The sequence below is a fragment of the Pseudomonas fluorescens genome, from assembly GCF_001307275.1.
Classification (GTDB): domain Bacteria; phylum Pseudomonadota; class Gammaproteobacteria; order Pseudomonadales; family Pseudomonadaceae; genus Aquipseudomonas; species Aquipseudomonas fluorescens_AA.
Map to the genome: position 1 here is coordinate 5,415,941 of NZ_CP012831.1, position 13,936 is coordinate 5,429,876.

Genomic DNA, 13,936 nt, shown 5'->3' on the forward strand with positions numbered 1-13,936 from the left:
TGGGAATCCTGTTGATGCGGAGTAATCAATGTTGGGAAAACGTCACTTGCACATTCCGCCGGCCCAGCGCTTGAGCCAGTTTCGCGGTGTCGTCCACTTGTCCCAGGCGTGTGTAGGCGTAGGTCGAGTTGAAGTTCGTATAAAAGATGACCAGGGTGTCCGTGCCGTACAGCATCAGGTCGCCATTGCGGATCGTTCCCGGCTTGTTTGCTTCGGCAGGCAGCGCTTGGGGGAGGGGGGCGTATTTCTCGTTACGGTTGAGATCGCTCATCTGCAACGTCAGCGGCAACAACGTGACAAACGCGCGGGCGGCAGCGTTGTCGGCCAAGGCGATGGCGAAGCGTTGTTCCCCGACGGTCATCCACATAGCCGTGTTCTCCCTTTTTGAAGATGCCGACGCGGCACCCTTGAGCGTTGCGTAGCTGCCAGGCACGAGCATCACGGTCAGCAAACCAAGCCGGGCCCATCTCATCGCAACGGTGCATGTATTTCTGTTCATAGGGTTCATGGTGACCTGGGAGCAGTTATGCGACTAGCTAATGAGTGCTTAACAAGGCTATAAGCATGGCTAATCAATCGGCTTGAAGTGCTGCTGCCATGGTCAAAAGAAATCTCAACGATCTGCTGTCTTTCGTCACCGTGGCGCGCGAAGGCAGCTTCACGCGAGCTGCGGGGGTGCTGGGTGTCACACAATCCGCGCTGAGCCAGGCGATCAGTGGCCTGGAGGCACGCTTGCAGATCCGGTTGCTGACGCGGACCACCCGCAGCGTTTCGCCGACCATTGCCGGCGATCGGCTGTTGCAGGCCATCGGTAATCGCTTCGATGAGATAGAAGCCGAGCTGGATATGCTCACGGACATGCGCGACAAGCCCGCAGGCACTGTACGCATCACCTGCGGTGACCATGTCCTGCGCACGACCTTGCTGCCCAAACTGATCGGGTTGCTACACGACTACCCGGATATCAATGTCGAGTTCGACGTCAGCTACGGATTTCGAGACATCGTGGCGGATCGTTTCGATGCGGGCGTGCGTTTGGGCGATACCATCGACAAGGACATGGTTGCAGTCCCGATCGGCCCGCCGTTGCGGATGGCGGCCGTGGCTGCGCCAGCGTATTTCGCCACTCGCGCGGTTCCCGGGCATCCACGCGACTTGATGAACCATCGTTGCATCAACCAGCGTATGCCGACATCGGGTGGGCTCTATGTCTGGGATTTCGAACGGCGAGGCAAACAGGTCAACGTGCGAGTAGACGGCCAGCTCATTTTCAACACGTCGACCCATATCGTGCAGGCGGCGGTGGCCGGGCTGGGCATTGCCTACCTGCCTGAGGAGGAGTTTGAACCCCATCTTCAAGAGGGGCGACTGGTGCGCGTGCTGGAAGATTGGTGCCCGCCGTTTTCTGGCTACTATTTGTACTATCCCAGCCGACGGCAACCTTCGCCTGCATTCACGCTGGTTGCCAATGCATTGCGCCAAACCCATTAAGGGGAAGTGACGGTTCGAATAAGCGGATACGGCGTGTGTCTATACTTGTTCAGGCACGCTGATTCACGGGGACGGCTTTCAAGGAGTCGCTTTCAGAACACGTTTCGTCGTCCATGTGCAATCGCCAACCCCCGGGAGTGGCAAGCTGTGAGGATGCCCCGGACCAGGTGCGCCAAAGACACCTGGCCGGAGAGCGAGAATGGCGATCGGATGTGCCACGCTACCGTGACGTGGGCCGGACGCCGCAGCCAAGACTCCGGACGGCTGCCGCCATGCGGCGGTGTCGTTCGAGATGCCGAGGTACGTTTATGCCCGATGAGACGCTTCACCTGCCTTTGATCCATAGCGTGCTTGCGCGCGAAAAGGACACCCCCGGTGCCTTGCTGCCTATCCTCCATGCCATCCAGGCAGGCTGCGGGTATGTCCCCGACAGCGCCGTCCCGGAGATCGCCCACGCCCTGAACCTCAGCCTGGCTGAAGTGCGCGGGGTCATCAGTTTCTACCACGATTTCCGCACCACGCCGCCAGCGCGCCATACGCTTCGCCTGTGCCGGGCCGAGTCCTGCAAGAGCATGGGCGCCGAAGCCCTGGCTGCGCAGTTGCGCGAGCAGTTGGCGCTGGACGATCACGGCACCAGCGCCGACGGCAGCATCAGCCTGCGCCCGGTGTATTGCCTGGGTGCCTGCGTCTGCTCGCCGGCCCTGGAACTGGACGGGGAACTGCATGCCCGGATCACGCCCGAGCGTCTGCGTCAGTTGGTGAATGATTGCATGGAGGAGGGCGCATGCTGACGCTCTGTATCCCTCGTGATTCGGTAGCCCGTGCCGTGGGCGCGGACAAGGTGGCCGATGCGTTGGTCCGTGAGGCTGAACGTCGCCAGCTGCCGCTGACGGTGTTGCGCACCAGTTCCCGTGGCCTCTATTGGCTGGAACCATTGGTGGAGCTGGACAGCGCCGGCGTCCGGCTGGGCTTCGGCCCTGTCACGCCGGCCGATGTGCCGGGCCTGCTGGATGCCTTGGCAGGCGATCCTGGTAGCCATCCGCTGGCCCTGGGGCCGGTGGAGGAAATTCCCTATCTCAAGAGTCAGCAGCGCCTGCTGTTCGCGCGCGCCGGCATCACGCAACCGCTGTCGTTGGACGACTACCGTGCCCGGGGCGGCTTCCTGGGCCTGGCCCGGTCCATCCAGATGGACGGCGCGGATGTCGTCGCCAGCGTGCTGGACTCCGGCCTGCGTGGCCGGGGGGGCGCGGCGTTTCCGGCGGGCATCAAGTGGCGCACGGTGCGTGATGCCCAGGGGCCGCAGAAGTACGTGGTCTGCAACGCCGACGAAGGCGATTCCGGCACGTTCGCCGACCGTATGTTGATGGAAGGCGACCCCTTCCTGCTGATCGAAGGCATGATCATCGCCGGCATCGCCGTAGGCGCGACGATGGGCTATATCTACGTGCGCTCGGAGTACCCGGACGCCGTGAGTACCCTGAACGACGCGCTGCACATCGCCCGTGAGGCCGGTTACCTGGGCGCGAACGTCGACGGCAGTGGCCGCGTGTTCGAGCTGGAAGTGCGGGTCGGTGCCGGCGCTTATATCTGCGGCGAGGAAACGGCGCTGCTGGAATCCCTCGAGGGCAAGCGCGGCACGGTGCGCGCCAAGCCGCCGCTGCCGGCACTGCAAGGCCTGTTCGGGTTGCCGACACTGGTGCATAACGTGCTGACCTTGACCTCGGTGCCGATCATCCTGGAGAAGGGCGCACAGTTCTATCGCGACTTCGGCATGGGCCGCTCCCTGGGCACGATGCCGTTCCAACTGGCCGGCAATGTCCGTCACGGTGGCCTGGTGGAACGCGCCTTCGGCCTGAGCCTGCGAGAATTGGTGGAAGGTTACGGCGGCGGTACCGCCAGCGGTCGCCCGCTGAAGGCCGCGCAAGTGGGCGGGCCGCTGGGTGCCTGGGTGCCGCCTTCGCAGTTCGATACGCCGCTGGACTACGAAGCGTTCGCCGCCATGGGCGCGATGCTCGGCCACGGTGGTGTGGTGGTCGCCGACGACAGTCTGGACATGGCCCAGATGGCCCGGTTCGCCTTGCAGTTCTGCGCCGAGGAATCCTGCGGCAAGTGCACGCCGTGTCGGATCGGCTCCACCCGTGGGGTGGAAGTGGTGGATCGCTTGATCGCCAGCACTGAAGCCGGTGCCCGTCAGGAACAGGCCCTGTTGCTGCAGGACCTGTGCGACACCCTGCAATACGGTTCGCTCTGTGCCCTCGGTGGGATGACGTCCTACCCTGTCGCCAGCGCCCTCAAGCATTTCCCCGCCGACTTCGGTCTGGCGACCACGGAGGCCGACCAATGATTACCATCTTCGATCCCAGCACCGACATCGACCTGGGCACCCCTGCGCGTGAAAGCGCCGTGCAGGTCAGCCTGACCATCGACGGGCGCGAAATCAGCGTCGCCTCCGGCACGTCGGTCATGCGTGCCGCGGCCTTGCTCGGCACCACCATTCCCAAGCTCTGCGCCACCGACAGCCTTGAAGCTTTCGGCTCCTGCCGCATGTGCCTGGTGGAAATCGACGGCATGCGCGGCTATCCCGCGTCCTGCACCACGCCGGTGACCGAGGGCATGGTGGTGCGCACGCAAACCTCCAAGCTCGCGACGCTGCGACGCAATGTGATGGAGCTGTACATTTCCGACCACCCGCTGGACTGCCTGACCTGCTCGGCCAATGGCAACTGCGAATTGCAGACCGTGGCGGGGCAGGTGGGCCTGCGCGAAGTGCGCTATGGCTACGAAGGTGCCAACCACCTGGACGAGGCCAAGGACGTTTCCAACCCGTATTTCGACTACGACCCGAGCAAGTGCATCGTCTGCAGCCGTTGCGTGCGTGCCTGTGAGGAAATCCAGGGCACCTTCGCCCTGACCATCAGCGGTCGCGGCTTCGATTCCCGGGTGGAAGCGGCCGGGGGGGACAACTTCCTCGATTCCGAATGCGTGTCCTGCGGCGCCTGCGTACAGGCGTGCCCGACGGCGACCCTGATCGACAAGAGTGTCGTGGAAATCGGCCAGCCGGAGCGCAGCGTCATCACCACATGCGCCTACTGCGGCGTGGGTTGCTCGTTCCGCGCCGAGATGAAAGGCGAACAACTGGTGCGCATGGTCCCGGACAAGAACGGCCAGGCCAACCACGGCCATTCCTGCGTCAAGGGCCGTTTCGCCTGGGGCTACGCCACGCACCCGGATCGCATCACCAAGCCGATGATCCGCAAGCACATCAACGACCCGTGGCAGGAAGTCAGCTGGGACGAGGCGGTCACCTACGCCGCCAGCGAACTGCGCCGGATCCAGCTCAAGTACGGGCGCGACTCCATCGGCGGCATCACGTCCAGCCGCTGCACCAACGAAGAAACCTACCTGGTGCAGAAGCTGGTGCGCACCGCGTTCGGCAACAACAACGTCGACACCTGTGCCCGTGTCTGCCATTCGCCTACCGGTTACGGCCTCAAGCAGACCCTGGGTGAATCCGCCGGGACCCAGAATTTCGACTCGGTGATGAAGGCCGACGTGATCCTGGTGATGGGCGCCAACCCCACCGATGCGCACCCGGTGTTCGGCTCCCAGCTCAAGCGCCGCCTGCGCCAGGGCGCGCGACTGATTGTCATCGACCCACGGCGCATCGATCTGGTGGATTCGCCCCACGCCCGCGCCGAGCTGCATTTGCAACTGCGTCCCGGTACCAACGTGGCGATGCTCAATGCGCTGGCCCATGTCATTGCCACCGAGGGCTTGATTGACCAGCCCTTTGTCGAAGCCCGCTGCGAGGCGACGGACTTCGCCCGCTGGCGCGACTTCGTCAGCCTGCCGGAAAACTCGCCTGAGGTTCTGGGCCCGGTTTGCGGCGTACCTGCCGAGCAGATCCGCGCCGCGGCACGGCTCTACGCCACTGGCGGTAACGCGGCCATCTACTACGGTCTCGGCGTCACCGAGCACAGCCAAGGCAGCACCTCGGTCATGGGCATCGCCAACCTGGCCATGGCGACCGGCAATATCGGTCGCGAAGGTGTCGGGGTGAACCCGCTGCGTGGACAGAACAATGTCCAGGGTTCCTGCGACATGGGCTCGTTCCCCCACGAGTTGCCAGGCTATCGGCACATCTCCAACGAAGCGGTCCGCGCCGAGTTCGAGCAAGCCTGGAACGTCACCCTGCAACCCGACCCGGGCCTGCGTATCCCGAACATGTTCGAAGCGGCCCTGGACGGCACCTTCAAGGCGCTTTATTGCCAAGGTGAGGACATCGCCCAGAGCGACCCCAATACCCAGCATGTGACGGCCGCGCTGTCCGCGCTGGAATGCGTGATCGTCCAGGACATCTTCCTCAACGAGACGGCCAAGTTCGCCCACGTGTTCCTGCCGGGCAGCTCGTTCCTGGAGAAGGACGGCACCTTTACCAACGCCGAACGCCGTATCTCCCGCGTTCGCAAGGTGATGGACCCATTGGCCGGCAAGGCCGATTGGGAAGCCACCATCGCTCTGGCCGATGCCCTGGGCTACAAGATGCACTACAACCACCCTTCGGAAATCATGGATGAAATCGCCCGCCTGACGCCGACCTTCACCCGCGTCAGCTACGCCGAACTGGAGCGCCACGGCAGCCTGCAATGGCCTTGCAACGATGCCGCGCCGGACGGCACGCCGACCATGCACATCGAGCAGTTCGTGCGCGGCAAGGGCCGTTTCATGCTCACCGGCTACGTGCCCACCGAAGAGAAGGTCAACAACCGCTACCCGCTGCTGCTGACCACCGGCCGCATCCTCAGCCAGTACAACGTCGGCGCCCAGACCCGGCGCACCGAAAACGTCGCCTGGCACGAGGAGGACCGTCTGGAAATCCATCCGACCGATGCCGAGAACCGCGGGATCGTCGACGAAGACTGGGTCGGTATCGGCAGCCGTGCCGGGCAGACGGTACTGCGCGCGAGGGTGACCGAGCGGGTAGCGCCGGGCGTGGTCTACACCACGTTCCACTTCCCGGAGTCGGGCGCCAATGTGATCACCACCGACAACTCCGACTGGGCCACCAACTGTCCGGAATACAAGGTGACAGCGGTGGAGATCGTACGGGTCAGCCAGCCTTCGGAATGGCAGAAGCGTTACCAGGCCTTCAGTGATGAACAAGGCCGCCTGCTGAGGGAACGTCGCCATGCCGAAAAAGCCGAGGTGCGTCGATGAGCTCTGACAGCTTGATCAAGATGGCCAACCAGATCGGTCAGTATTTCGCCAGTGAGCCGGACCGTGCGGTGGCGGTGCGTGGTGTGTACCAGCACATCAAGAGCTTCTGGACGCCAACCATGTGTCGCGACTTGATGGCCTGGCAAACGAAGCATCCCGACGCCGTCCTGCACCCGTTGGTGTTGGCGGCATTGATGGAGTTTGAAAAAGCGGCCTAGGAAGGGACGTTCTGTAGCGCCTGGACACAGCCCCGGCCGGTGCCTTTCGTCGTTGACGAGGGCGTCGGTCGGGGCTGTGTACCTTTCAGTTATTGGTTATTGACGGTGATGTAGGGGTCCCACGTGTTGGTCGGGCCAATCTGGTTCAGGTTACGGTCCAGCAGAACGAAATAGATTTGGTACCAGAGCTTGCCCGGGCTCAGCGCAGTGGACTGCCAGAAGGTATAGGTCACATCGGTTTTGGCGATACCGCCGGGGGCGCCGTTGTCCAGATAAGGCACGGGGATGCCGGGGATGTTGAACGGTGTCGGCTTCGAAATGGTGCCCTTGTAATCACCGCCCTGGTGGGGGTCGCCGATCTCGACGTCCTTGATCAATGCGATGCGGTCGAAGTTGCGCGACAGCGTGGTGGCGCGCCAGCGAATGATGTCACCGGGTTTTACGTCGAACCACAATTCGTTACCGCCTTCGCCTTCGCCGCTGGTGACGTTGGCATGGCTGTCGATGGCACTGCGGGTCACCAGCATGGCAATCGCGCCGCCTACGTCGTTGGGGTGGGCGAGCAGGTAATCGGCGTCAACGTTGACCAGCACATCAATGGTTTGGGTCGTTCCAGACATTTTGTTGCTCCTTGAGGGGAATGACATTGACGACCGCGCCTGCAAAGGCGTCCGGGCCACCCGGTCCCTGGGTGCGGTCTCGAGAGGAACGATAGGTGATAGCGTTGTAGTGTCAAATTTCGAATGCTTGACGCTGGCCAAGCAGAGCGAAGCGCAACACAACCAAGGCTTTGATTTACTTTTGGCGTGGACGATCACCCACTGGATTCTGGGTGGTTTGCGGGTAGCGTCAGTGGCCAAAGGCGTACGAATTTTGTCGGCGATTGCTCCCGATCTCGCCGGAGGACAGGACGCTGGCAAGGGGATGGACGCCCTTGCCAGCGAAGCAGGAAAAATCAGCTCCGGGCTTGATCGGCCGCCCAGTGCTTCATTTCTTCGGCGATGAAGTGGTTCACCAGGTCGCTGTACATTTTTTCGATGGCATCCGGGCTCAGGCCCTCGGCCTCGGCCCATTCCCGTCGTGTCGCCAGCATCGCCTTGAAACGCTCCGGCGCACGCACCGACGTGGCCGAGGTCTTGAACTTCGAGGCCGCGAGTACGTATTGAAAACGCTTGCCCAGCAATTTGATGACCGCCTGATCGAGGGCATCGATTTCACCACGAATGTCCTCCATGCTGACGCACTCCGAGGGTTGCAGCCGATTGCAGACTTCCATGTAGATCGCTCCATTGTTTGAGCAGGCTCGGCCCAGCCAGGGCCGATGTGCTGATGTAGGTTAAAAATGCCTATCCAGGCCATCAGGTTTGGCAAGCGGGGGGCGTTTGCTTGTGACAGCGATGGTGGCTGTGCTGCCGCCATCGCGAGCAGGCTCGCTCCCACAGGTGGCTGGATAGGCCGCAGAATCGAGGTGCACCATCGATCAAACTGTGGGAGCGAGCTTGCTCGCGATGGCACTTGATCAGGCAACCAAAATTTCAAAACCGCAGGTCTAGTCGCCCATGTCTTCCGGCTCCAGCGCTCGCAGCCAGCGGTTCTCCGAACGGCTCAGGTGCTGGCGCATCGAGGTTTGGGCGCCGAGTACATCCTTGTGGGCTACGGCGCGCAGGATCGCTTCATGTTCGGCGACCGCGGCTTCCCATGTCAGGGCATTCTCCGAGTGTTTGCTCAGGTGAGCCGAAATCGGGTTGTGTCGTTCATCGAAAAGGGCGGTGATGATCCGCACCAGGGCGGAGTTGCCGCTCATCTTGGCCAGGCGCTGATGGAACTTACGGTCATCCTCCAGTGGAGGCAGGCCGTTGGCGATGCTCGCGCGCATGGCATCGATGCAGTCCTGCAGATAGCGGTAGTCGCTTTTCTTGCCATGCAGGCACGCCAGGATCACCGACTCGCCTTCGATCAACGCACGCGCTTGCATCAGTTCCGAAGGGCTTTCGCCCAAGGTCATGCTCGGGTTTTTTCCGTCCTTGGACCGGGCTCGCACATACACGCCGGAGCCCATCTTGATCTCGATGTCGCCGTCTATTTCCAAGGCGATCAGCGCCTCGCGAAGCGACGGCCTGGAAACCCCCAACAGTTGGGTCAAGTCGCGCTCGGGGGGAAGCCTGGAACCTGCCTTGAAATCCCCCTGGGCGATGTAGTTGCGCAGTTGATCGGCGATTTTCTGGTAGGGCTTGCGTTCGGCGGCGTTGATCGGTGAGACCATGGGTGGACGTCCATCGGAGAGTCCGCAAAGGCTACCATAGGCGCTTGATGGTGGGAGCGAGCTTGCTCGCGAAGGCGGCGGTACATTCAGCATTGATGCAAACTGACCCACCGCTTTGGCGAGCAAGCTCGCTCTCACAGGGAGAGGGGGGCAATGACTTCGCCATTCACATCACCGCACCGATCTGCCAAGGCAGGAACTCGTTATCGCCCAAGCCGTTTTCCTCGCTGCAGGTGCGGTGCCCGGACGCGGTCGCCAGCATCAGTCGGAACAACCGCTCACCGGCCTGGGCCACCGATTCCACGCCATCGACAATGCCGCCCGCGTTGAAGTCCATGTCCAGCTCCATGCGTTGGAACAGCCGGGTGTTGGTGGCGATTTTCAACGAGGGCGTGGGCTTGCACCCGTAGGTCGAGCCACGGCCCGTGGTGAAGCAGATCAGGTTGGCGCCACCCGCCACCTGGCCGGTCGCCGACACCGGGTCGTAACCGGGGGTGTCCATGAACACCAGGCCCCGGGCATCGACCGTTTCCGCGTATTGGTACACGCCCATCAGCCCGGTCGCACCGGCTTTCGCCACGGCACCGAGGGATTTTTCCAGGATGGTGGTGATGCCCCCGGCCTTGTTGCCCGGCGAAGGGTTGTTGTTCATGTCACCGTCGTTGTGGCGGACGTAGGCTTCCCACCAATGGATGCGCGCCATCAATTTTGCCGCGATGTCGGCAGACGCGGCGCGGGCGGTCAGCAAATGTTCGGCCCCATAGATTTCCGGGGTTTCCGAAAGGATCGCCGTGCCGCCCTGTTGCACCAGCAGGTCCACGGCCGCGCCGAGTGCCGGATTGGCCGTGATACCGGAGTAGCCATCCGAGCCGCCGCATTGCAAACCGACGCACAAGTGGCTGGCGGCAACGGTTGTGCGCTGGCATTGGTCGACGAGGGGCAGCATCGCTTCGATGTGGGCGATGCCTCGTCGCACGGCTTCGCGAGTGCCGCCTTCGTCCTGGATGACCAGGCTGGCCTTGAGCGCCGCGGAGCGATCCCCCAGTTCATTCATCAACGGGGTGAGTTGATTGACCTCGCAACCCAACCCAATCAACAGCACACCAGCGAAATTGGCGTGATCGGCATAGCCCCTCAGGGTTCGCTTGAGAATGTCGATCCCTTCGCCCTGGGCACCCATGCCACAGCCGCTGCCATGGGTGATTGCAACGACGCCATCGACGTTGGGGAAATCTTTCAAGCGCTCGGCGGAAAAGGTGTTGGCGATCTGCTTGCAGACGGTTGCCGAGCAGTTGACGCTGGAAATGACCCCGATGTAATTGCGTGTGCCGACGCGTCCATCCTCGCGGACGTAACCTTCGAAGGTCGCGGGGTTCTCGCTCAACGACGTGGGGACATAGACGTTACGTACGCTGTGTTCGGTCGTGTTGGCGGGCATGTCCAGGTTGTGCACGTGGACGTGATCGCCAGGCTCGATGGCCTGCGTGGCCTGGCCGATGGTTTGCCCGTACTTGAGCACCCGCTGGCCGGCCAACACCGGGCGCAGGGCGATCTTGTGGCCGGACGGAATCGCCTGCCGGGCGACCAGGCGGATGCCGTCGGCATTCACCGACTGACCTTCGGCGATATCGCCTCGGGCCACCGCGACATCATCGCCGGGTGTCAACACAAGCAAAGAGGAAGGCGGGTTCATGGGGCGTCCTCCGATTCCTAGCACTCGATGATTGCCTTGACGACACCTTGCGTGGGGTCGAGCAAGGTGGCGAACGAGTGGGGCACGTCGCCCAGCGTCAGTCGGTGGGTGTTCAGGGCCGCATCTGGAATCAAGCCGTCGCGCAAGCATTGCTCGACGTGCCGGAAGTCTTCCTGGGTGGCGTTGCGGCTGCCCATCAGCGTGGCTTCTCGCTTATGGAACTCAGGGTCGGAGAAGGTGATGGAGTCCCGAACCACCGAGATCATCACATAGGTGCCGCCATGGGCGATGAACTCGAACCCGCGCTCCATGGCCCGGGCATTGCCGGTGGCGTCGAAGACCACGTCGAAAAAATCACCCTCGGTCAGCTCGGCCAGGGCTTGCTTGTCGCCTTCGCCGATCTGCACGGCGGCGTGGATATTCAGGTGTTGCTTGCAGAACGACAGGCGATCCTCGCGGGTATCCAGGACAGTGACTTTCGCACCGCGCAGGCTGGCGAAGATCGCCGCCGCCATGCCGATCGGGCCGGTGCCGACCACCAGAGCGTGTTTCTGCGCCTGGATGTTCGAGCGCCGCACGGCGTGAGCGCCGATGGAGAGGAATTCGATCATCGCGGCCTGGTCCAGGGAAACCCCCACCGCCTTGTGCACGAACGCATGGGGAACGCTCAGGTATTGAGTGAAAGCACCGTCGCAGTGAACCCCCAGCACCTGGATAGCGGTGCAGCAGTTGGTCTTGCCCTGGCGGCAGGCGATGCAAGTCCCGCAGGACAGGTACGGCATCACATAGACGACATCGCCGACAGCCAGGTCGCTGGCCTCGTCGGAGCCCTCCACGACCCCGGAGAACTCGTGGCCCATGACTCGCGGATATTCGAGGTACGGTTGATTGCCGGTGAAGATGTGCAGGTCGGTGCCGCAGACCCCGACACGCTTGACCCGGATCAGGATCTCCCCCGGTTTCCTGAGGGGGTGTTCACGTTCGATGGCGGTGAGCGAGCCGGGTTCGTTACAGATGACTGTCAGCATGGCGATGCTCCTTGGCTGGCGTGCAGACGGTGGTTGCCTGCAGGCGGGAGGAGGGTTGTGAGCGCGCGGCTGCCGGGACCGGGGCTCTCTTTTTTGTTGTAGGCGAGTGGTGACCTGCACCCATGACCTTGGGGCCGAAACTACAGGCTGGAAAAAATATTGGCAAGACCAATTAATAAAAATATAGATTGGACTGACCAATGTGATCTGGACGTCGCCCGGCACTGCATCATCGACTGAACCCAGGTCCATCCCGGCAGGTCACTCGTTCGTCAGGAACGAAAAACAGGATGGACCCCTTGATGCGACCTATTGAGCTCACCAGCCTTTCCTTTGCCACGCTGCTGTGCGTGGCCTGTTCGAGCCAACCGCCTGCCACATGGAGCTACGTCGACGCCCAGGGACGGGCCAATCTTCCCCCCGACCAGGCCTACCCCGAGCTCTTTGAAGCGGTGCAGCGTGGGCAGGTGTTCACCGACCAGAAGCATTTCGTGGACGCACTGCCCAACCGTGATCCGGCGCAAATCCGCGCCGATTACCTGGCCCGACGTGACCACGACGGCTTCGATATCAAGGCCTTCGTGAAAGACAACTTCATCGAATCTGGCCAAGCCGAAAGCCCGGCGCCCAAGCCCGGCGCTCCGATCCAGGAACACATCGACAGCCTCTGGCCGATCCTGAGCCGATCCTACAGCCAGGTGCCGGCCTACAGCAGTTTGTTGCCCTTGCCGCAGCCCTATGTGGTACCTGGCGGACGCTTTCGCGAGATGTATTACTGGGATTCGTATTTCACCATGCTGGGTCTCGAGCAAAGCGGCGATAAGGCCCGGGTCCGCCAGATGACCGATAACTTTGCCTACATGATCGACACCTACGGCCACATTCCCAACGGCAATCGCACCTACTACCTGAGCCGGTCGCAGCCGCCATTCTTCGCCTACATGGTGGCGTTGCAGGCGCGTATCGAAGGTGACCAGGCCTATGGGCGATACCTGCCACAGCTGCAGAAGGAGTATGCCTATTGGATGGCGGGTGCCCAGGCACTAAAGCCCGGTGCTGCGGATCGGCACGTGGTCAAACTTGCCGACGGCAGCGTGCTCAACCGCTATTGGGATGCCAGCCCGACGCCTCGACAGGAATCCTGGTTGCAAGATGTCCGCACCGCCGAACAGGCGCCGGACCGGCCCAAGGAAGAGGTCTGGCGTGACCTGCGCGCCGGCGCCGAAAGTGGCTGGGACTTCAGCTCGCGCTGGTTGGACGACGGCCAGAACCTGGCGAGTATTCGCACCACGGCCATTGTGCCCGTGGACCTCAATAGCTTGATCTATCATCTGGAACAGACCATCGCCAAAGCCTGCGAGACGGTGCAGAACGCCCCGTGCGTCCAGGCTTACGGCCGGCGCGCCGAACTGCGCCAGCGGGCCATCGAGCAGCACTTGTGGAATGCCGACAAAGGTTTCTACGTGGACTACGACTGGCAACGCCAGCAACAACGCCAGCAGCTCACGGCCGCGACGCTTTTCCCGCTGTACACCGGCCTGGCCAGCGCCGAACATGCCCATCGCACCGCCGATGCGGTCCGTGATGGTCTGTTACGTGTCGCAGGTATCGCCACCACCCAGGTCAACACTGGCCAGCAGTGGGACGAACCCAATGGCTGGGCACCGTTGCAATGGGTCGCGGTGGAAGGGCTGGACCGCTACGGGCACACCGCGTTGGCGCAACAGGTAGGCAGTCGCTTCTTGCAGCAGGTCGAGAACCTCTACCGCAAGGAAAACAAGTTGGTGGAGAAATACGACCTGTCCGGACGGGGCGACGGCGGGGGAGGTGGCGAATATGAATTGCAGGACGGCTTCGGCTGGACGAATGGGGTGACGCTCAAGCTGCTGGGTAAATATGGCAAGACTTCCTCAACCCTTGGCGAGTGAATGCCAATGAACCCATGTGGGAGCGAGCTTGCTCGCGATGACGGCGTGCCAGCCACCTTCAATGCTGCTGAACCGCCGCTATCGCGAGCAAGCTCGCT

12 protein-coding genes are annotated in these 13,936 nt (G+C 62.4%); 6 read left to right on the forward strand and 6 right to left on the reverse strand.

Annotated elements, in window-relative coordinates; all coding sequences use genetic code 11:
• Positions 1–25: 25 nt before the first annotated feature.
• The gene (locus AO356_RS24175; protein ID WP_060741913.1) at positions 26–472 is read right to left on the reverse strand and encodes a cyclophilin-like fold protein; all 447 of its coding nucleotides are present in this window, start codon (positions 470–472) and stop codon (positions 26–28) included.
• 125 nt (positions 473–597) lie between these two features.
• Here AO356_RS24175 and AO356_RS24180 point away from each other — a divergent pair, with 125 nt between their 5' ends.
• From AO356_RS24180 to AO356_RS24200, 5 genes are all read left to right on the forward strand, one after another.
• Positions 598–1,491, forward strand: a complete 894-nt coding sequence (locus AO356_RS24180) for a LysR family transcriptional regulator (protein ID WP_060741914.1) — start codon at positions 598–600, stop codon at positions 1,489–1,491.
• A 308-nt stretch (positions 1,492–1,799) separates the two neighbouring features.
• Complete coding sequence (locus AO356_RS24185) at positions 1,800–2,282, forward strand: formate dehydrogenase subunit gamma (protein ID WP_060741915.1); 483 nt, start codon at positions 1,800–1,802, stop codon at positions 2,280–2,282.
• Positions 2,276–3,835, forward strand: coding sequence for a formate dehydrogenase beta subunit (locus AO356_RS24190; protein WP_060741916.1), 1,560 nt, complete (start codon positions 2,276–2,278; stop codon positions 3,833–3,835). The genes AO356_RS24185 and AO356_RS24190 overlap by 7 nt, the downstream gene beginning before the upstream one ends.
• On the forward strand, positions 3,832–6,708 hold the full coding sequence (gene fdhF / locus AO356_RS24195; RefSeq protein ID WP_060741917.1) for a formate dehydrogenase subunit alpha: 2,877 nt from the start codon (positions 3,832–3,834) through the stop codon (positions 6,706–6,708). The genes AO356_RS24190 and fdhF overlap by 4 nt, the downstream gene beginning before the upstream one ends.
• Positions 6,705–6,926, forward strand: coding sequence for a formate dehydrogenase subunit delta (locus AO356_RS24200; RefSeq protein WP_060741918.1), 222 nt, complete (start codon positions 6,705–6,707; stop codon positions 6,924–6,926). The genes fdhF and AO356_RS24200 overlap by 4 nt, the downstream gene beginning before the upstream one ends.
• A gap of 89 nt (positions 6,927–7,015) precedes the next feature.
• Here AO356_RS24200 and AO356_RS24205 read toward each other — a convergent pair whose 3' ends face one another.
• The 5 genes from AO356_RS24205 to AO356_RS24225 form a co-directional block, all read right to left on the reverse strand.
• The gene (locus AO356_RS24205; RefSeq protein ID WP_060741919.1) at positions 7,016–7,546 is read right to left on the reverse strand and encodes an AidA/PixA family protein; all 531 of its coding nucleotides are present in this window, start codon (positions 7,544–7,546) and stop codon (positions 7,016–7,018) included.
• A gap of 335 nt (positions 7,547–7,881) precedes the next feature.
• Positions 7,882–8,202: an isochorismate lyase gene (locus AO356_RS24210; protein WP_060741920.1), complete on the reverse strand. Its 321-nt coding sequence runs from the start codon at positions 8,200–8,202 to the stop codon at positions 7,882–7,884.
• 273 nt (positions 8,203–8,475) lie between these two features.
• Positions 8,476–9,189 (reverse strand): FadR/GntR family transcriptional regulator, encoded by a 714-nt coding sequence (locus AO356_RS24215; RefSeq protein WP_060741921.1) that lies wholly within the window; start codon positions 9,187–9,189, stop codon positions 8,476–8,478.
• A 166-nt stretch (positions 9,190–9,355) separates the two neighbouring features.
• Positions 9,356–10,882, reverse strand: coding sequence for a UxaA family hydrolase (locus AO356_RS24220; RefSeq protein ID WP_060741922.1), 1,527 nt, complete (start codon positions 10,880–10,882; stop codon positions 9,356–9,358).
• Between the two features lie 17 nt (positions 10,883–10,899).
• Entirely contained in the window at positions 10,900–11,910 is a 1,011-nt protein-coding gene (locus tag AO356_RS24225) for a zinc-binding alcohol dehydrogenase family protein (protein WP_060741923.1), read from the reverse strand.
• 302 nt (positions 11,911–12,212) lie between these two features.
• Here AO356_RS24225 and treA point away from each other — a divergent pair, with 302 nt between their 5' ends.
• Complete coding sequence (gene treA / locus AO356_RS24230) at positions 12,213–13,838, forward strand: alpha,alpha-trehalase TreA (protein ID WP_060743187.1); 1,626 nt, start codon at positions 12,213–12,215, stop codon at positions 13,836–13,838.
• Positions 13,839–13,936 lie beyond the last annotated feature (98 nt).